The following is an 18,596-nucleotide window of genomic DNA, read 5'->3' as shown; positions in this document are numbered from 1 at the left end:
GGTGTGGTTGACCCTCTAGTGTACAAGGCAATTGGCGGATTCCGAACACCAGTGACAGCCGTCACTGCAAACTCCTTTCCTCAGGCGCACAGTAGCAATGTCACAGGAGGAAGCTCCATGAATACCTTCCGTTCCAATTCGACTCCCCACAACAGCTTCGCTGCACCCAAAAACATCCTCGTTGCCACCGACTTAACGGATGGTCAGTTTCTGGTTCCGCACGTGATCGCCCAGGCCCGGGCGACCGGTGCGCACGTCACCCTGGTACATGCCATCGCGCCGTTCACTTCGTATGCGCTGGACGGCGGCGCCATAACCCACATCGATTCTGTTCGCATTGAAGAAGACGTGCGTGAAGCACTGTCTGGCATGGCCTGCGAAATCCTGCAAGAGGGCATTTCCTGCACCGTGATGGCGCACGACGGCATTCCGGCGCAGATCATCGAAGAAGCGATTGCATCGACGCAGGCAACGCGCCTGATTATGGCCACGCACGGCCGTGGACGGCTGGGCCAGCTGATTCTTGGGTCGGTCGCCAATCAGCTGCTGGGAACGGTGACGATACCGGTCTTTGCTATCGGCCCACATTCGCACAACGCGGGCAGCCACCTTAGCCCGCGAAGGATTCTGCATCCCGTCTCATTGACCGGCAACTACCGGGCGACTGTTCGGGTCGCACTGGATCTGGCACAAGCCTACGATGCTGAACTGACCCTGCTGCATATTCCTGGGCCCGAGGCAGAACGGAGCATTCACCCTGGGTGCACGCTCTCCTGGGCGGAGAACCTGGCGGCCCTGCTGATCCCGGAGACGGAGGAATTGCAGACACCGATTCATTTCAGCGTCGCCTTCGGGAATCCTGTCGAGGAGATTTGCAAGGAGGCGGCAAGCATGAAGGCCGACTGGATCGTTGTTGGCGTGGACGAGAATTGGTCATCCTGGCCCTTTACCGAGACCACTGCGTACAAAGTCCTCACCGCCGTGGATTGTCCTGTCTGTGCCATTCCGCACGGCCTGCGCGTCACTGAGAGGCGTACGTTTGAGCCATCGCAACAAGTAGCCGTTCTCGGCTAAGCGAATGCCGGCGAGGCGAACGGTGCTCCGCCAGCTATTGCAGCGCTTTTTTCACTTTGTTGTTCGCACAGCGGTTGGAAAGGTTCTCACATGCCAGTCCTCGGTCTCGGCGCAGTCGCCCACGAAAGCCACAAGCCACTGATTCTCGAACAGGTCACCTTCCGTGACCCCGAACCGGAGGAAGTGCTGGTGAGGCTCCACGCCAGTGGAGTTTGCCACACAGACATTCACGCTATCGACGCGGACTGGCCGATCAAGCCCAGCTTCCCGTTTATCCCGGGCCACGAGGGCGTGGGCATCGTGGAAAAGATCGGCAGGGCTGTCAACGGAGTGAAGGAAGGCGACCGCGTCGGGCTGCCTTGGCTGCGCTCCGCCTGCGGGCACTGCGAATGGTGTCTGAGTGGCTGGGAGACGCTTTGCCCAGCAGCAACCTACGGTGGCTACACCGCCAACGGCAGCTTTGCGGAATACGCGCTTGCGCCCGCAGCCTATGTTGGCCACATCCCGGAGAAACTTACGGACGCCGAAGCCGCGCCGCTCCTTTGTGCTGGCGTGACAACCTGGAAAGCACTCAAGGAAACCGAAGCCAGAACCGGCGAATGGGTTGCGATTTTAGGCGTGGGCGGTCTGGGCCAGATGGCTGTGCAGTACGGCCGGGCCATGGGCCTGCATGTGATCGCCATCGACATTGACGCGCAAAAGCTATCGCTGGCCAAAGACCTTGGTGCGGAGATCTGCCTGAATGCCCGCGATGCGGACCTGGCGCAGCAGGTACAGAAAGCGGTCGGCGGCGCGCATGGCGTGGTGGTGACGGCAGTCTCGCTCGGCGCGTTTCGTCAGGCAGTCGACATGACCCGCCGTAAAGGAACCTGCGTATTGGTCGGTCTGCCGCCCGGTGAATTTCAGATTCCGCTCTTCGATGTCGTGCTCAAGCGGCTGACGATTCGCGGCTCCTTTGTCGGCACTCGCGAGGATCTCGCGGAGGCGCTCGCAGTCTCTGCCGATTCCGGCATTCGCTCGGTTATTGAGACGCTGCCTCTGAACCAGGTCAATGAGGCCGTCACTCGCCTCAAGGCAGGACAGGTGCCCGGGAGAATTGTGTTGACGATGTAGGCGAGGGCTCTACAAGAGCGCTGTGGCGGCCCGCGCGTTGGCGATAAAGGCGCGCACCTTGTCCGCATGCTTGCGCCCTGGAGCGCGTTCGACTCCGCTGACTGCGTCCACGCCCCACGGGCGCAGCGTGTTGATTGCCTCGGCTACGTTGTCTGGATTGAGGCCGCCGGCGGCGATAAGCTTCAACCCGCTGTCACCGGTGAAGATAGAGCTACGCGCGGCTTCCCAATCGAAGGCTATGCCGGTCCCGCCAACTGCGGTCGCGGTGCGGGAATCGACCAGGATGCCGTAGATATCTTTAACTCCGCTGACCGCTTCCAGTTGTGACGCCGCATCCTCTCCGAAGTGAATCACGCGCAGAATTCGCAGGGCCGGGCCAAAGCGCTCGCGAAGCTGCTGTGGCAGGCCGCTGTCTCCAGCCGAATGCAACTGAACCCCGGTTAGCCCGGCAATCTCCACGGTTTCGGCTATCGTGGGGAAATCCGCATCGACGAAGACGCCGATCTTTTCGATGGCAGCGGGCAGATGCGGCTTGATCGACGCGACTTGCAGTGCTGTGACGCGGCGCGGACTTGGGGCAAAGATAAAGCCCAACGCGTCCGCACCAGCCTCCGCTGCGAGTAGAGCGTCTTCCACTGAAGTATTCCCGCAGATTTTGACCCAGAGATTCATGGTCTTCTCGTTTCACTTATCTACGGGGTTGAAGGCGAAGCAACTTGTATTCCGGAAAACGGATTTAGAATCTGCACACCGAGGGCGGAGAAATGGCTGACGTTGCGAGTAACAAGCGTCAAACCGTAAACGAGAGCAATGGCAGCGATTTGCTTATCTATCAGATTCTGTTCATTCAGACCCGCCAAATGGCCCCAGCTCTGCGCGCAATCGAGGTCAAAAACAAGAATTCGTTTGGAAAAATCCTTCAATACCTTCTGAAACCATGTATCCAGCATCTCTGCCTGGACAATATCGCCCTTGCGCAGGACATTTTCTACCCCACGCTTGAGTTCGCCGATTACCTGTACTGGAATGAAAATTTCATGATCTCTGTCGCGAAGAAACTGAATGGCACCACTGTCCGCTCTTGGACCCTTACGGATCTCGCTGATGACGTTGGTATCGACGAGAAACAAAACTAGCCTCGCAGTCCTTCGAAATCGGCATCCTCACCTACTTGCGGCATGGAGAGCAAAACCTCGTTCAAAGATCGCTTGCGAGGGTGGCGGCTTAGTGCCTCTTTCAATATCTCCCGATGCTCAGCTTCAGCACTACGGCCATTGCTCGCGGCTCGCTGCTTAAGCAATTGGACGACTTCTGCATCGACATTACGAACAATTAAATTTGTGGCCATGATGCACCTCCACCACAGGATTGCAATGATTCCATTCTAAGCCAATCTGCAATCATTGCAATCAACCTACTACGCCAAAACAGGCGCACCGGTCAAAAGTGTCTTAAGGGCGATGGCCGGATCAGGTTGGCGCATCAGGGCTTCGCCAACGAGGAAAGCATCGAAGCCGGCTTTGCGGAGCTTCGCGATGTCGGCGTGGGTGGTGATGCCGCTTTCGGCGATACGCACACGGGTGTTGGGGATGCCGTCTATCAGCTCAAGTGCGGTTTCCAGGCGAACCTCGAAGGTGCGCAGGTCGCGGGTATTCACGCCAATCGCCTCTGGTGGTTCGGCGAGGGCGACCACGCGGTCGAGTTCGATGTGGTCGTGGACTTCGCAGAGCACATCGAGTTCGAGATCGTGGGCGAGAGCGATGAAGTGCTCCATTTCCGCATCCGATAGCGCTGCGGCGATGAGCAGGATGGCATCCGCCTTGTGAGCGCGGGCTTCGACGACCTGGTACTCGTCGACGATGAAGTCCTTGCGCAGGCAGGGCAGCGGAACCGCTGCGGAAGCCAGTTCCAGATTGCGCAGGCTGCCCTGGAAGAACGGCTCGTCGGTCAACACAGAAAGCGCAGCCGCACCGCCTTCGGCGTAGCGCTTGGCCAGCCAGGCGACATCAAAGTCTTCGCGGATCAGACCCTTCGACGGCGAAGCTTTCTTGATCTCGGCAATGATGGCTGGCGATTTCTTCGAAGCTTTGCGAAGAGCCTGCACCCAGCCGCGCGGCTTATGTTCGTCGGCGCGCTGGTCAAGCTCGGCGAGGGAGATGTGTGCCTTGTTTGCTGCAACGGTGGCGCGCGTCGCGGCCAGGATTGTTTCGAGATGGGTAGACATTCAATTCCAGTATAAATTCGCGGAGCTCGCGGGATGTGTCCGCTGCCTCATCTTTCGGTGAGACGGCTTGTTTGGACTGGCCCAAATTGACCAGTAGGGGGGGTGGGGTATTTATTTTTTCCCTGACGCAACAACGCCCCGTCCGGGAGTTCCGATTCGGGGCATCCTATTGCCAAATTGTTTGGTGCCGAAGAGAGGACTTGAACCTCCACACCCTTGCGAGTACATGGACCTGAACCATGCGCGTCTGCCAATTCCGCCACTTCGGCACGGTACTTGCATCTGGCCTAAACCAGTCTGGCAGCAAGTTCGAGTTTCGCAAATCGCGGGCTTAGTGTCAACTTCTGCCCGTCTGAGAGAGCCGGGACGGCGTGCGATTCAGGACGACCGCCCCGGCAATCGAAACGAAGACCTTAGACCAGGGTTGCGTCCAGGGTGATCTCAGTGTTGTTGGCGAAGAGCTTGGAGATCGGGCAGCCTGCCTTGGCACCGGCGGCGGCGGCGTCGAAAACTTCCTTGGTCGCGCCCGGAACGTCGGCAGTCGTGGTCAGCGCGATCTTGGTGATGGCGAAGCCGCCCTCGACCTTGCCCAGCGTGACAGCGGCGTGGGTTTCGATCTTGGTGGGGGTCAGGCCGGAACCGCCCAGCTGTGCGCCCAGGGCCATCGAGAAGCAGCTAGCGTGCGCCGCTGCGATCAGCTCTTCGGGAGTGGTGCCGCTGTCCGCGCCTTCAAAGCGCGTCTGAAACGAGTAGTTTGCATCCGAGAGAACGCCGGTTGCGGTGCTGATGGTGCCTTTGCCTTCCTTGAGGGAACCGGTCCAAACTGCGCTTGCCTTGCTCGCCATAATTGCTCCTTAGTCGATGTTGAGGTTGAAGTTGTGGTCCAGAATCTTCGGCGGCGGGCCCATGGATTCCATGGAAGCCGCGCTGCGTTTCGCGGACTGCGTCGCGCACTGTTTCACGCACCAGTCCATGCTAATCTCTTGGACATGCTTCCGGAGCGCCCTACCGCCCTCAATGCCGACTTTGCGCCTGATTTTGACGGCGAATTTCGCGGGAAATTGTTGCAAAAGGACCACTCCTCCGTATCGTCGAACGATCCTCACGCTGAGGCGCAAATGCATCACCAGCAGATCTGCCCCAACTGCAGCGATCAACTCACCGGCCATCACTGCAAGCTGGTTTGTCTGCAGTGCGGCTATTATCTGAGCTGCTCAGATTACTACTGAACCTGCTAAACATATCTAACAGTAATATGTCTTAGTTACGTTCGTACACGCTCGTAACTTATTCTTAGACAAGCACTAACAAGTTAAAGAAACCATCTTCAACCCGAGAATCTTTCATGCTATGGTTGGCCCTGTCTGGAAACCATGGCGGGAGATGGGGCTGCATGAACGGTAGGTGGGGAACGGTCGTTGTCTTACTTGCTTCCGCTCTGTCGTTCCATGCACCGGTTTGCGCTGCGCAGGCCTCCGTACCCCATACCGGTTCGCAGTCCAAGTCCCCAACCAAGGCACTGACCAAAACCTCCACAGAGGAACAAAGTGCGGCGCAAGCCACCGCCCAGCCAATGACACCTTCTCCTGCGCCACCGGTTCCCGTGGAGAATGGACCGACACTCGCGGAGACGACGCAGTGGATCGAAGGACATGTTGTCGGCATGATGCATGGGAGCAGCCGCACGATTGTTACTTATCACTTGAAAAAGGGAAAACCGCCAAGAGAGGACGGGCGACAGAATGCCAGTTCGAATGAGTCAGTTTCCGTTGCCAAGTTCGACGGCTGCTCACTGATGCTCGGCCAACTGACCAAGGGCGACGATTACACAGTGGTTACGGTGAACACGGTGCCCTTTGACCGGTTGATGAAGGCTTCCTGGAAAGTGGCAAAGCAGGAGTCCAGCCGGAGCGAGACGAAGGACGAGGTGACCGAGACGACCATCGTGCCTGACACTGTTGTCTTGCTCACGCTTGAAGGCTCAGCGAACGTCATCTCCTACAGGCGGAGAAGCACAGGGAGCATTCCACTGGAGTGGATCAAGATGCCTTTCGAGGGTGTACAGTCAACGCTGGTGATCCGCGCGGACGATCAAGAGATGGCTCCGCGGCTGGTCAATGCGTTTAACCACGCGATCCAGCTCTGTCACAAGAACGTGAAGCCGGAGCCGTTCTAATTGCTCAATCGATCGCCGGAAGCATGGGAGTGAGCTCTGCCAGCCGTGAGCGGATGAGAACTTTCCGCGCCAGACCGGTAAGCGGCAGCGAGCCCAGTTCCTGTAGACGGACCCATTTGCGCGTCTCCGCCGGGACAATATGGGCATCGGCTTCCTGCTCCTCAAGACTACGAATGCGGACGTAGTAGTTGACCTGCATGATGGCGTGGCGGACGGCCATTTTGAGCTGTGGTCCGGCGACTTCGGTGCTGCGCAGAGCGGGCAGTTCCCACATGCCGGGCATGACGGTCTGATCGGCGGACCGCTGGTGCAAAAGGACTTCCCTGCTCTTGCGCCGGTCGCGGCCGCTGCGGGCGGTGCGGATGACCAGCGCGTAGGCTGCATCTTCACTGCGCATGGGAGCGCGAGCTGGGGTCGGGTGTTCTCCCTGGGTCTTGCAGAAATCCTTAAGGGGACAGGCGAGGCAGAGCGGGCCGCGGGGCAGGCAAACCGTGGCACCGAGCTCCATCATGCTCTGGTTGAAATCGCCGGGGCGGGCAGGGTCGAGCAAGCTGGTGGCCATCTGCTCTGTCCTGCGCGCGAGTTCGGCCTGGCCGCTCCGTTCCTCCGAACCCCAGCCGGCCAAGCGCTGAACGACGCGCTCTACATTGCCATCGACGACCGCGACCGCTTCCCCGTAGGCGATGCTGGCGATGGCAGCGGACGTGTAGGCTCCGATGCCGGGCAGGTCGCGGAGACCGGCTGCAGTCCGCGGCATTACGCCTGCGTGCTCCCCGGCAACAACTTTTGCCGCCTTGTGCAGCATGCGCGCGCGGCGATAGTAGCCAAGGCCGCTCCACTGGGCGAGAACGTCGGGCTCCGCCGCATGCGCCAGCGCCTCCACAGTCGGGAAATTGCGCAGGAACGATTCATACCGGCCCAGCACGGCGGCGACGCGCGTCTGCTGCAGCATGATTTCCGAAACCCAGATCGCGTAAGGGTCGCTGGTGCGCCTCCAGGGCAGATCGCGGCGGTGCAGGTCATACCAGGCAAGCAGGCTCGAACGCAGGTCGGATATTGCTTCCCTGGTCATCGAAGTCTCTTGTGTCGAAGTGCTCGGACTTTCCTGCATAGAACGATTCTAGTGGGATTACTAGGATTTCCGGGGATGGAATTCGGCGTTGGGCATCAGCCCGATCTGCGAAATTACACGGAAGCCCCGCATCGTTTCCCTACCACCTGCCTGGTCGCGGAGGAGCTCATTCGAGAGTAATGTTACGATAGAATCCAAAAGTAACCATACGTGTATTCCTCGTAACTGAGCCGATGCCTTGCGACATATCCCCGATGCGCAGACGCTACCAATCGGCAATGGTCACTGCCGGGGCAATTCCGTTGCGATTTGGAGACCTCCCCTTGAAGATTCAGTGTGTACGCCTTTCGCTTGCCCGGAGAAATCCGCGCCTGCTCTCTTTTTCCTTACCAGCTATCTTGATACTGGCGGCCTCGGTTTCAGTTTGCGCTCAACGCGAGGAAGGGGCGGCAGTCGGCAGCAGTTCGAGTCTCGATTCCGGCATTGCCGGCCCGATCCGAGAGACGCTGGTGGCGCCGGAATACAGCATCTTTGCCGCCGGTGGCGGCGCCTGGGAGAGGTCGCACACAGCGCCAGCCAGCAATGTGGTGCGACCTTTCTCGCGACTTGCACTGAGCGTGGGCGTTTCGCCGCTGGGCGTTGGCCTGGAGGTAGCGACCAATATCAATCGCCACTTCAACATCCGCGGAACGGGCAATCTCTTCAATTACAGCGACGACGGAATCACCACGCAGGGATTTAACGTGACGGCGAAGGCGAACTTCGCTTCTGCAGGTGCGTCGGTCGATTACTACCCGTTCCACAACGGATTCCGGCTGAGTCCCGGAGTCTTGTTCTACAACCAGAACAAGGTCGACTTTGTCTACACGGCACAGGCGGGCACGAGCTTCTCCCTGGATAACCACAACTACTACTCTGCAAGCGGAGCACAGGCTGTGGTGGGTACTGGCAGCTTCGGGTTCGGTAACGGTCAGCCGGCCTTTACCGCAACAACTGGCTGGGGCAACGTCATCCCTGCCTCCGGCCGGCACTTGACCTTCCCGGTGGAGGTTGGCGTGGCCTTCATCAAGCAGCCGACCGCGTCGCTGAACCTGACCGGGTACGTCTGCGACTCCAATGGACAGAACTGTACGGATGTTGCCACCGATCCGATGGCGCAGGCCGACCTGGCAGCGCAGGTCAAGAGCTATGCGAACGACATCAACCAGTTGAAGACCTACCCGATTGTGAAGTTCGGTGTGGCGTATAACTTCCGGATTCGCTGAGCGGGCGAGCGCCAATCCCCCAACGTCAAAGGCCGCTCCCATGGGAGCGGCCTTTGACGTTGGTGTTGCGTTGCTGAATTAGTCTCCGGCAACGGGCTCTTCGGTACGGGCAGCTACCGGCTTGGCGGGAGCGATGGAGTCCAGACGAACCAGGCCTTCGACCGGCTTTTCGCCGAGAACGTGCTCGCGATAGAGCTTGGCCATGCGGGCATTCTCCGCATCGCTCTTGATCTTCTCGTCGCGGGCGCGAATCTTCTCTTCGCGGGCGTTCTTAGCGATGCCAAGATTGTCCAGCGTGTGATTGGCTTCCGAGTTCACGTGCTCCTGGTTGAGGAGCAGCTTGTGACCCTGCTCGGCCATTCCTACCTTCTTGCCACCGGCGAAGATTTCATGACGCCCGTGCTCTTCGTACCACTTGGTAAGAGTCGCGGTCATGTGCATCTTCTCGATGATGTTGCGCCAGCCTACACCGGTGTTGTACGCGCAGAAGCTGATTTCGCCTTCCTGCGTGGCGTAGGGAATGATGCACTGCTCGGTACGACGGAAGTCGTAGTTGAACAGATCCTGGAACCACATACCGGCGATGAAGAGGAAGTTCCACCGATCGGCGCGGCGCTTCTTGATGTCGTCCAGAGTACGGTCACCCTTGACGCTGCCGTAATCCTTGCCGGAGGCGCCGAAGGTCTTGTCCATCTTCTTCATCATGTCGCTGATCTTGAAGTGGGTCGGAGCCTGGAACGGATCGTAGTTGCGCAGCAGCGCGAGGCCGATGCCGAGGATCGAGAGAAACTTGCCACGAGCCGCGTCGTTGACCTTGGCCGTGTCGCGGGCCAGACGGTCCACGTTCAGGAAGGCGCTTACGGGAGCCGCTTCCTTGGTTTCCTTATCGATCATCAGCGCCATGCCGATGCCGCAGTTCGGGTGGCAACCGCAGGAGAGTTGACCCCACTCGTTGTTGGGTCCGTGAACGTTGTCGGCCCAGTCAGAGAAGGTGCTCATGAAGCTGATGGGGAACCAGTCACGGGTCGGCTCGCCGAGTCCGGTCTGGTTCTTGACATCGTGCGCGAGGTGGCTGAGCGTGTAACGCTGCGCCAGACGGCGGTCGTCCGAGATGTCCTCATCGCGGCCAGTGAAGGAAACCGGCTGGAAGCTGAGGAAGCTGATGGTCTTCGGATTGTCGAGCGCGAACTCGACGATGCGGCCGACCTGCTCGTTGTTGATGCCGTTGATGATGGTTGTGACGGGCACGATGTCCACACCGGCTTCATGCAGGTTGGCAATGGCCTGGAGCTTCACGTCGAACAGGTTGCCGACCTTGCGGTGCGAGTTGGCAGCGTTGCCGATTCCGTCGAACTGCAGGTAGACGTAGCGGAGACCGGCTTCCGCAGCGGCGCGGCAGAGCTCCTTGCTCTTGGCGAATTCGATACCGTTCGAGGCAGCCTGAACGCTGTTGTAGCCAACCTTGCGGGCGTAGGAGACGGCGTCGAGGAAGTAAGGCGACAGGGTGGGCTCACCGCCGGAGAACTGGACCGACATCTGGCGACGCGGCTTGATGGTGATCGCGTTGTCCAGCATGGTCTTGATTTCGTCCCACGTCAGTTCGTGGACGAAGCCAACCTGGTTGGCGTCCATGAAGCAGGGATCGCACATCATGTTGCAGCGGTTGGTGAGATCGATGGTGAGAACCGAGCCGCGGCCGTGGGTGACGGTCGAGGTGCCGTGGTTGTGCAGCTTCTCGTCGTTGTGGGCGCGGATATCGCGGCCGGGGAAGGTCTCTTCCAAGTGGCGGAAAAAAGCTGTGTCGTGGGACATCAGATCTTCGAAGTGGCCATGCTTGGGGCAATCCTTGACCATGTAGATGGAGCCATCGCGCTCGATGATCTGGGCCTTGATTTCACCGACCTTCTCATTGAGGAGGACTTCGTGGGGCAGCTTGCCGTCGAGGATCTGCTGGCGAATCTCAGGAACGCACTTCGGACAGAGCGAGTCGGTGGAGCGGGGCCAGCCGAGGGGCGGCTTCTCTTTCTCCCAGCTCTTGAGCAGCGGCTTGTCGCTCCACTTGGGCGTGATGGATGCGTTGGGGCTGATCCGGTTGAGGCGCTCGAATACTTCCCACGCGCCCTTGGCGGCGTAGACTACTGCTTTCTCTGCGTATTTCGTGGCTTTGGACATCGTGTTTCGAGTCTCCTTGGTCAGACTTTGGTTCTCGATATGATCTGGTTCCGGTTGCTTTGATGCTGGTTTGATCCAGCTCTCACAAAATCAGGTGCAAAAACTTTGCCGATTCCGGCATAAGCAATTTGGATATCCGCACCCTTCACTTTGGTGTCAGGCATGAAGGGGACAAGAAGGTCTAACTATCCACTTCAATGGTACTTGGGTCTGCCGTCCAGCCCAACGAGCGACCAGTGAACGGGGAATTCTCCGGGGTTAAGCGACACCAGCGCACGGCGAATGGATGTTGTTGAGCCGATTACGGTAATCCTCCAGGAACGGAAAGAAGGACGAGGCGGCCTAGAAGGCGCCGCCTGAATCCTTGTTGGCTACCTGGTTGATGATGCGCTGGACGACGACCACCTGCACGTGGATGTGCTTGGCTACGTCGGGAAGAAATTCGGAGATGAAATTGTCGATGGGGGCTGTTGCGAGCCCAATGGCATAGCGCTGGGCAGTGGCTCCGGCGTTGGTTTGGCGGCCGGGGACGTACAAGTTGCCGATCTCATCGTCAATGGCGAAGCCGACAAGGTTGCCGTAGTTGAGCATCCCCTTGCCGTTGTCGCCCTGGGTCCAGGCAACCTGCGAGATCGCATGAAAGATACGGCGGGGATAGGAGGCCTTGGGCATGCGGTGATAATGAGGATCCTGGTGGGTGATGGAGGGGATCAGAAAGGTATTGAAGAACTCTCCCGTCATGTCTTCTGTAAACGTGACGCCGACGTAGCGCCCGAAGCCTGGGAAGCCCGGGCCGTACGCGGAGTGAGAGTCTGCGGCGATGGTGATGCCCGCTGTGCCGACGATGGTCAGCAGATTAAAGGGCTCAATCAGATTTCGCGCGGCCAGCCAGCCTTTTTCCTTGGGCGTCATGGGCTTGACCTGCGGACCATCTTCAAACCGCATGTACCAATTGATGATCGGTTTTGCCGCGCAGGGGCGGAGCTTGCAATCCTTCCTGCTGGCGTCTTCGGCTGCGGCATTGGACGAAGTGTCCGGGTTTGCAGACTGGGCGGGAGCCTGCGGCATCGACTGCCCTTCAGCCGGAGCCTGCGGATAGAAGCCAGCCGGCAGAGGGCTGTCGGGAAGATCTGCTTCCGACCGCACTGAAAGCGGCGCTGCTGAAGAATCCCGGAATGCAGCATCCGGTGGCGCGCTGGCGATCAGCGTGTTGGCAGTTCCGTGATCCTGTACAGGATCTTGCGCAGTCAAGGGAACTGCTGCTGAAAGAAGCAAAAATACCGCAGCCCAGGCGGCGTTCCCGTTGCAAAGTACGCGGAGATTCCAATGCCTTCCATCACTCATGGTCACAATATACTTTTTCCTTAAGTACTGATCACTTCGACGCAGACTTTTCAAAAAAGGTCGCCTAAACCGGCGCAGTCTGCAGGATGGGATGCGGCAGAACAGCTCGGGTATCCCAGAATTTGGGAGTAATGTTCGCGGCACCTTGCAGTCAAGTTCGCCGTTTGCGCCGTTGACTCAGCGGAATCTGGTGCGCACACTGGAAAACAGGGGTGGTTCGGATATGCCAGGATATGCCTCGTCTCAGTACCGTGCATCGGCTTTCAGCGATTTGGTAGAGGACTGGATGGATCGCGCCGGCGCGGAGGTTCGTCACGCCGTCGGATACGTGGATGCGGTTGTGATTCCCGAAGTACGCCGCGAGGCCGCCGTGGGAGCACGCACATTGGCGCGATATCTCGACCGGTTTGCGGAAAAGCTCGATCCCGCAAACTCCGCTTCGCAGCAACAGCAGGGCGGCAATCAGTGAATTGCAGGTACATCTCCGGATTGACTGCCGCGGCATTGACCACACTGCTGGCCGGCTGCGCTCATCATCGTCCTCAACCTGTGGCCAGCGCACCGCCTCCGCCGCCGATGCGTGCTCCTTCAAGGCCCGTGCAGGGCAATACACCAAGGCCAGTTACACCACCGCCGCCAAGCGTGGTTTCGGACGATGACACCGCATTCATTGCCAGCCACAAACCGATCTATTCTGAGCAGGGCGTGGCGAGCTGGTATGGACCGCCGTATCACAATCGCCAGGGTGCCAATGGGCAGATCTTTGATCAGAACGCGTTGACCGCCGCGCATCGCACGCTGCCGATGGGTTCGCTGATTGTGGTCACGAATGAGAAGACCGGGCAATCGGCGACCATGCGCGTGACAGACCGCGGACCGTTTGTGCAGGGACGTGTTCTGGATCTTTCGATGGCTTCAGCGAAGGCGACGGGCGTCTATCGAGCCGGACTGGCTCCGGTGCGCATCGACGTCTACCAGACGCCGCATGCCATGGAAACCGGTGGCCGCTGGTGCGTGCAGATTGGCGCCTTCGAGCATGAACACAAGGCTGAGAAGCTGCGCGATGAACTGGAGCGCAAGTATGACGACGCCAAGGTCATCGACTTCAGTGGCCCTACGGGATACTGGGTTCGCATCCGGCCCGCAGGCGACAACCGCGAGCAGGCCGAGATGATTGCCCGCCAGCTGAGGCCTGCGGAAGGCGATGCCTATCTGGTCAGGCTCGACTAAGTCAGGCTTGATTCAATCAGCCTCGACTCGAATGACTAGTCTGGTGGAGGGTAGAACGGCAGCTTGTCATTCTTCTCGTTGGCACGGCGGATAGTCACATCGTCAAACAGCAACGCCGGAGCCAGGATCGTCTCTGGAACAGCCCCGTCATAGTTCGCGACGTAGGGTTCCTTGCCGGCGGCGAGAATGCCCGTCCGCATGGTCCGCTGATCGAGATCGTCGAGTGTTGCGCCTCGGACCAGTTCCCGCTTGCCATCGGTGTTGATACGGTAGAGCAGGCGCGGAGTCAACTCCGGCCCCAGCGTCTGCACATAGTAGGCGCTCTTCAGGCCGCGATCCTTGGCCTGGGTGAGCAGCTTCTGGTTCAGCTCTTCCTCGGTGAAGCCTTCCCGCGCGGTGATGTTGAGCACGCTGATCGCGGGGCGCGGAGCGCCGGTCAACGCTGCGCGGCCGTGGCCGTTGGACTTGGGAAAGTCTCGTACAGGCTCGCGGCCGATGAGGTAGTTTTCGAGCTTGCCATCCGCCACCAGCTTGACCGTCTGCGCGGGCACACCTTCGTCGTCGATCTTGTAGGCGCCGACCAGGCTCTTACCATTCAGCTCGGTCAGGCCTGGGTCATCGACTACGTCCAGGAATTCAGGCAACACACGCGCGTGGAAGCTCGAAGCAAACGGGCCCTTCGTGCGCGCTTCGGTGCCCATATCCGGGCGTATGGCGAGGACCGCCGGTGCAACGAGTTCATGGATCGTGTCGGATGCGGCGTCGGCTGAGAGCAGAACCGGACCGTGGTATTCCTCTTCGACGAGCGGCGCATTGCGCAGGTCAGCAAGCGAAGCAACGAGGCTGACCACGTGCTTGTTGAAGGTCTCCGGTGAATCCAGGTCCTTCTCCGCGAGACCGTTCGTGCCATAGGAGCGGTCGAGGTGCATGCCGTCCGCTGCCTGCGTGCCGGCGGCGAAGGATTCCTCGTAGGAGTTTGCCCCCTTGCGCAGAATGGTGCCTTCGCTTGAAACCATATAGGTATTGATCGAGCGCGCGTGAAAGATGGCTGTGGCGTATTGCACGTCGTGCTTGACCGCCTTCAGAGACGCGTCCGTGCGGTAGAGCCCGCTGGCATCCGAGACACGCTTGCTCCATTCGGCGCCATCGATTTGCAGATGCCTGGTTGGCTCGAGTGAGACGACCGGAGCTTCCTGCGAGAAATCATCCTGCTGCGGCGGTGTCTGCACCTGTTTTAGCTGCGACTGCTTCTGCGCGTAGGCCTTGAGCGCGGCTTTATAGGCCTGATCGGTGGCTTGCCAGAGCGTGGCCCGCAGAGCCAGGGGGTCATCGTCGAGCGCCGCTAACTGCACGGAACCATCACCACGGGCGGTCGAGCTGTCGAGCTTGTAGTCGCCGACGCGAACGGTGACTCGGGCCAGCCGCTGGCGACGGTTTTCGTCGCCCACACTGGCGCCAAAATCGGCCTTGGTCTGGTAGTCCTCGATATCTTCAATGCGGTACTGGATGAAGAAGGGTTTTGCGAAGCCCTTGAGCTGGAGCTCGTTCTTACTGCGGTCGAGCTCGGCCAGCATGGCTTTCAGGACCGGGTCCTTTTCAGCGTCGGCGCGGGTTTGCTGGGCTACCGATGTCAACGGCAAAGCGGCCAGGGCGAGTGCAGCAAGAGAAACGGCAAAGCGGTTGCGGGTCATCTAGTTTCCCTTTCCCTGGGCAATTGTGTTGGCGCTTGGATTCGAAAGGATCGGCACGCGTTCTGTTCCCTGCTGCTGCTTCTGCGTTTCGATTTCGGTGAGCAGCATGGCCGGGGCGACCGCAGACACGGGAATCGAACCAGACTCGGCGCCGCATTCGCCGTTGAAGACTTCGCTCTTGTCGCCGGTGGCTAGGATGCGTTTCATTGCTGCCAGCGGGGTGCCGACAATACTCACTCCGCGGACAAGTTCGTCAGGGCGGCCATCGACATACACGCGATAGACGACCAGCGGAATCACGGAGAAAGCCTGCGGCGAATTGCGCGTGGTGACGGCGAAGCCAGAGGAGATGTCTTCAAAGTAGAGGCCGTAGGGCTTGCCCTGCTTTTTGGCTTCCTCGATGAGCATCTTGCGCAGTTCCGGCTCAGGTACCGACTTGGTCGAGGTGACGATCAGGTTGCCCTGGCGGCCGTTTGGTACGCGACCGGTCTGGCCGCGACCGTGGCCGTTCGAGTTCGAGAAGCTGGCGATGGGCAGCCGCGACATCAGGAAGGTCTTCAGCACGCCGTCCTGGATGAGATCGACCTTCTTGGCCTTCTGGCCTTCGTCGTCGAACTCGTAGGTGCCGCTGAGCCAGGTGTTTCCGAACTTCTCACGGGTCGGATCATCGGATACCGAAAGGAAGCTGGGCAGGACGGGCTTGCCAACTTCCTTGGTGAAGGTCTGGCCTTCCTCGTCGCCGCGCTGGCGCTGGCCTTCGAGACGGTGGCCCAGGACTTCGTGGAAGAAGACCGCAGCGGCGCGGCCGGAAAGGATCGCAGGGCCGTTGAATGGCTCGGTCAGGGGAGCTTTGCGCAGTGCTTCGAGGCTTTCCCCAAGCTTGCGGAAGGCAGCTTCCAGCTCCTTCTGGGAGGGTAGCCCAGCGACCGTTTCCGCCTCAAACGTCTGGGCGCGGAAAAGATCCATGCCGTCCTCGGCGCGGCTTACGGCAAAGACGATCAGGCGGGCCGACTGGTGCGGCGTGGCAAGACGCGAGCCTTCCGATGAGGTGAAGTAGTCATTCTCGGTCTGCGCGGTGAGCATCACCAGGTTCTGGTTCACGTCTGGAAATTCGCGGAAGATCTTGGACAGCGAGCGAACCCGGTCTTCCCAGGCCGCTTTGTCCACGACCGGTGCCGGGGCAGGTTTGCCGATCGAGACCTGCGGCGCCTCGGTTGAGAAGTCTCCCGACGCATCCTCTTCCTTGGCGCGAACCTCGGCTTCGGTCTTGACGCGGAGGAAGTTGTCGAGCGCGGTGCCGTAGCCGCTGTTCGTCGCCAGCCAGAGCGAACGCGAGAGTGCCTCGCGGTCATCGGTCAGAGGCAACTGCAGCGTATTGACTGCCGAGGAACGGTGCGTCCCGTGGGTATTGTCCAGCTTCGGATCGCCGACGCGAATCTGCACATCGACGACACGCTGATGGGTGCTGGCGGAGTCCACCAGCGCGCCGTACTGGGCGCGGATCGAGATACCGGTAGCATCGGCTACCGAATAACTCAGGAAGTAGGGTGGAACCTGTTTGTCGGTTGCTTTTTCGGAACTAGACTTGCCAAGCGTCGCCATGGCGCGGGTCAGCTCCGCGGTCATGGTGTCCAGCACCGGCGGGAGCGGCGCGGCCTTTTGCGCAGACAGGAAGGTGGGCGCCAGGACAGGCGAAAGCAGAAACGAGGCGCAGAAAAGTGCTGTACGCTGGACCCGGGTGCCGCTGGGAGAAGTCCGTCGAAAAACTGGTAACAATGGTGATCTCATAGTTTCGCTGGGAAAGAAATCGTGAACCGATTCTGTTGAGTTATTGTCGCAGATAGCGCGGCAAGCAGGGCGGCGGGAACGGATGTGGCATGCAAAATCACGTTGATGGTAGCAAGCGGCCTAAGCGGAACTGGTTCCGTAATTTGATATGGACGTTCGGCCTTGTCTTTGGTTGCTTATCGACTGCTCCTTCGATTCTGGGGCAGACTCCTGCCACTCCGACAGACCTGGCAAAGGCATATCAATTGCCGCCGGACAAAGCGGCCAAGGCGGAGGCGCTGGGCAACATCCGCACGGCAATCCATTTCGGCTCCGAGATCTGGGAGCTGGGGGTAGTTGGAGTGCTGCTTGCGAGCGGTGCGGCGGCGAGGGTGGCCAGGCGGATCGAGGCGCGCATCCACAAAGGCTGGCTGCAGGGTCTGGTCTACTCTGCCCTGCTGACGACGCTGCTCTACCTGATTGCAGAACTCCCGCCCGGAGCCATCGGCCATGCCTTCAGTGTGAGCTACGGCATCAGCGTGCAGAGTTGGGGGTCCTGGCTGGGCGATCAGGCGAAGACATTTGCGCTGCTGGTGGTGCTTGCCGCGCCGACACTGACGCTGATCTTCGGCCTGATGCACTGGCGCTGGTCACGGGAGCGCTACTGGTTCTGGCTCTGGATCGGCGCCGTCCCGGTGATCCTACTGACAGCGTTTGTCGAACCGCAGGTGATCGAGCCGATGTTCGACAACTTTACTCCGCTCACGCAGACCCACCCGGCGCTTGTCCAGGAACTGGAGCGCGTAGTGGCCCGCACCGGCACCAGCATTCCGCCGGAACGCATGTTTCTGATGCAGGCGAGCGCCAAGAGCAATGGCTTGAACGCATACGTTACCGGCCTGGGCGCAACCAAGCGCGTCGTAGTCTGGGATACCACCGCCGATCGCATGCCGTCGGATCAGATCCTCTTCACCTTTGGCCATGAGAGTGGACATTATGTGCTCAACCATATTCCAAAGGGTCTAACACTGGCCTGCCTGGGCTTACTGGTGCTCTTCTGGGCCTCAGCGATGCTGGCTAGCTGGCTTGTGCGCCGCTTTGGCATGCATTGGCGAGTGAATTCCGTTCGCAGCCTGCCGGGACTGGTGGTCTTGCTGCTGGCCGTTGCGATTCTGCAGGTGGTGAGCGAACCGGTTCAAAGCACTGTCAGCCGCTACTTCGAGCATGAAGCGGATATTTACGGGCAGGAGGCGATGCATGGCATCGTACCCGACCCGCAAAAGACCGCCGTTGACGCCTTCAACTCCCTCGGTGCGGCCTATCTCGACGATCCGAATCCCAACCCGTTCGTAGAGTTCTGGACCTACGATCATCCATCCATCCAGACCCGCGCCAGGTTTGCGGCCCATTACGATCCCTGGGCGCCAGGCCAGAATCCAAAATTCTTTCCCAAATGACCCGAAGCCAA

At 59.7% G+C, this 18,596-nt stretch carries 18 protein-coding genes and 1 tRNA gene; 7 read left to right on the top strand and 12 right to left on the bottom strand.

Annotated elements, in window-relative coordinates; all coding sequences use genetic code 11:
• The first annotated feature begins 117 nt into the window (after window positions 1-117).
• The gene (locus tag AC5S27_RS02685; protein ID WP_493933040.1) at window positions 118-1,074 is read left to right on the top strand and encodes a universal stress protein; all 957 of its coding nucleotides are present in this window, start codon (window positions 118-120) and stop codon (window positions 1,072-1,074) included.
• Window positions 1,075-1,164: 90 nt separating this feature from the next.
• Window positions 1,165-2,187, top strand: coding sequence for a zinc-dependent alcohol dehydrogenase (locus AC5S27_RS02680; protein WP_493933039.1), 1,023 nt, complete (start codon window positions 1,165-1,167; stop codon window positions 2,185-2,187).
• Between the two features lie 9 nt (window positions 2,188-2,196).
• Here the strand turns inward: AC5S27_RS02680 and AC5S27_RS02675 are convergent, their stop codons facing one another.
• The 7 genes from AC5S27_RS02675 to AC5S27_RS02645 form a co-directional block, all read right to left on the bottom strand.
• Window positions 2,197-2,859, bottom strand: a complete 663-nt coding sequence (locus AC5S27_RS02675) for a phosphoribosylanthranilate isomerase (protein ID WP_493933038.1) — start codon at window positions 2,857-2,859, stop codon at window positions 2,197-2,199.
• A gap of 20 nt (window positions 2,860-2,879) precedes the next feature.
• Window positions 2,880-3,317, bottom strand: a complete 438-nt coding sequence (locus AC5S27_RS02670) for a type II toxin-antitoxin system VapC family toxin (RefSeq protein ID WP_493933037.1) — start codon at window positions 3,315-3,317, stop codon at window positions 2,880-2,882.
• A 2-nt stretch (window positions 3,318-3,319) separates the two neighbouring features.
• Window positions 3,320-3,535, bottom strand: coding sequence for a FitA-like ribbon-helix-helix domain-containing protein (locus AC5S27_RS02665; RefSeq protein ID WP_493933036.1), 216 nt, complete (start codon window positions 3,533-3,535; stop codon window positions 3,320-3,322).
• A gap of 69 nt (window positions 3,536-3,604) precedes the next feature.
• A complete protein-coding gene (gene trpC, locus AC5S27_RS02660) occupies window positions 3,605-4,411 on the bottom strand; it encodes an indole-3-glycerol phosphate synthase TrpC (RefSeq protein WP_493933035.1) in 807 nt (268 codons plus the stop codon).
• A gap of 182 nt (window positions 4,412-4,593) precedes the next feature.
• Window positions 4,594-4,680 (bottom strand) — tRNA-Leu (locus AC5S27_RS02655).
• A gap of 144 nt (window positions 4,681-4,824) precedes the next feature.
• Entirely contained in the window at window positions 4,825-5,256 is a 432-nt protein-coding gene (locus tag AC5S27_RS02650) for an OsmC family protein (protein WP_493933034.1), read from the bottom strand.
• A 9-nt stretch (window positions 5,257-5,265) separates the two neighbouring features.
• The gene (locus tag AC5S27_RS02645; RefSeq protein WP_493933033.1) at window positions 5,266-5,481 is read right to left on the bottom strand and encodes a hypothetical protein; all 216 of its coding nucleotides are present in this window, start codon (window positions 5,479-5,481) and stop codon (window positions 5,266-5,268) included.
• A 323-nt stretch (window positions 5,482-5,804) separates the two neighbouring features.
• On the opposite strand from AC5S27_RS02645, the gene AC5S27_RS02640 reads away from it, so the two are divergent.
• A complete protein-coding gene (locus AC5S27_RS02640; RefSeq protein WP_493933032.1) occupies window positions 5,805-6,587 on the top strand; it encodes a hypothetical protein in 783 nt (260 codons plus the stop codon).
• Window positions 6,588-6,591: 4 nt separating this feature from the next.
• Here the strand turns inward: AC5S27_RS02640 and AC5S27_RS02635 are convergent, their stop codons facing one another.
• On the bottom strand, window positions 6,592-7,659 hold the full coding sequence (locus tag AC5S27_RS02635; protein WP_493933031.1) for an A/G-specific adenine glycosylase: 1,068 nt from the start codon (window positions 7,657-7,659) through the stop codon (window positions 6,592-6,594).
• A gap of 323 nt (window positions 7,660-7,982) precedes the next feature.
• Here AC5S27_RS02635 and AC5S27_RS02630 point away from each other — a divergent pair, with 323 nt between their 5' ends.
• On the top strand, window positions 7,983-8,924 hold the full coding sequence (locus AC5S27_RS02630; protein WP_493933030.1) for a hypothetical protein: 942 nt from the start codon (window positions 7,983-7,985) through the stop codon (window positions 8,922-8,924).
• A gap of 78 nt (window positions 8,925-9,002) precedes the next feature.
• Here AC5S27_RS02630 and AC5S27_RS02625 read toward each other — a convergent pair whose 3' ends face one another.
• Together AC5S27_RS02625 and AC5S27_RS02620 are read right to left on the bottom strand one after the other, a co-directional pair.
• Window positions 9,003-11,096 (bottom strand): radical SAM protein, encoded by a 2,094-nt coding sequence (locus AC5S27_RS02625; RefSeq protein ID WP_493933029.1) that lies wholly within the window; start codon window positions 11,094-11,096, stop codon window positions 9,003-9,005.
• A gap of 342 nt (window positions 11,097-11,438) precedes the next feature.
• Window positions 11,439-12,347, bottom strand: coding sequence for a hypothetical protein (locus tag AC5S27_RS02620; protein WP_493933028.1), 909 nt, complete (start codon window positions 12,345-12,347; stop codon window positions 11,439-11,441).
• 184 nt (window positions 12,348-12,531) lie between these two features.
• On the opposite strand from AC5S27_RS02620, the gene AC5S27_RS02615 reads away from it, so the two are divergent.
• Both AC5S27_RS02615 and AC5S27_RS02610 read left to right on the top strand, forming a co-directional pair.
• A complete protein-coding gene (locus tag AC5S27_RS02615) occupies window positions 12,532-12,909 on the top strand; it encodes a hypothetical protein (RefSeq protein WP_493933027.1) in 378 nt (125 codons plus the stop codon).
• The gene (locus AC5S27_RS02610) at window positions 12,906-13,670 is read left to right on the top strand and encodes a septal ring lytic transglycosylase RlpA family protein (RefSeq protein WP_493933026.1); all 765 of its coding nucleotides are present in this window, start codon (window positions 12,906-12,908) and stop codon (window positions 13,668-13,670) included. The genes AC5S27_RS02615 and AC5S27_RS02610 overlap by 4 nt, the downstream gene beginning before the upstream one ends.
• Window positions 13,671-13,705: 35 nt before the next feature.
• On the opposite strand, the gene AC5S27_RS02605 is transcribed toward AC5S27_RS02610, so the two are convergent.
• Both AC5S27_RS02605 and AC5S27_RS02600 read right to left on the bottom strand, forming a co-directional pair.
• Window positions 13,706-15,361: a metallopeptidase TldD-related protein gene (locus AC5S27_RS02605; RefSeq protein ID WP_493933025.1), complete on the bottom strand. Its 1,656-nt coding sequence runs from the start codon at window positions 15,359-15,361 to the stop codon at window positions 13,706-13,708.
• Window positions 15,362-17,137, bottom strand: a complete 1,776-nt coding sequence (locus AC5S27_RS02600) for a metallopeptidase TldD-related protein (protein WP_493933024.1) — start codon at window positions 17,135-17,137, stop codon at window positions 15,362-15,364.
• Window positions 17,138-17,238: 101 nt separating this feature from the next.
• Here AC5S27_RS02600 and AC5S27_RS02595 point away from each other — a divergent pair, with 101 nt between their 5' ends.
• Entirely contained in the window at window positions 17,239-18,585 is a 1,347-nt protein-coding gene (locus AC5S27_RS02595; RefSeq protein WP_493933023.1) for a M48 family metallopeptidase, read from the top strand.
• Window positions 18,586-18,596: the final 11 nt, after the last annotated feature.

Source organism: Acidicapsa borealis (genome assembly GCF_059115245.1).
Note: the sequence above shows the minus strand (reverse complement) of the source record. Positions and strands in the feature narration are given on the sequence as shown.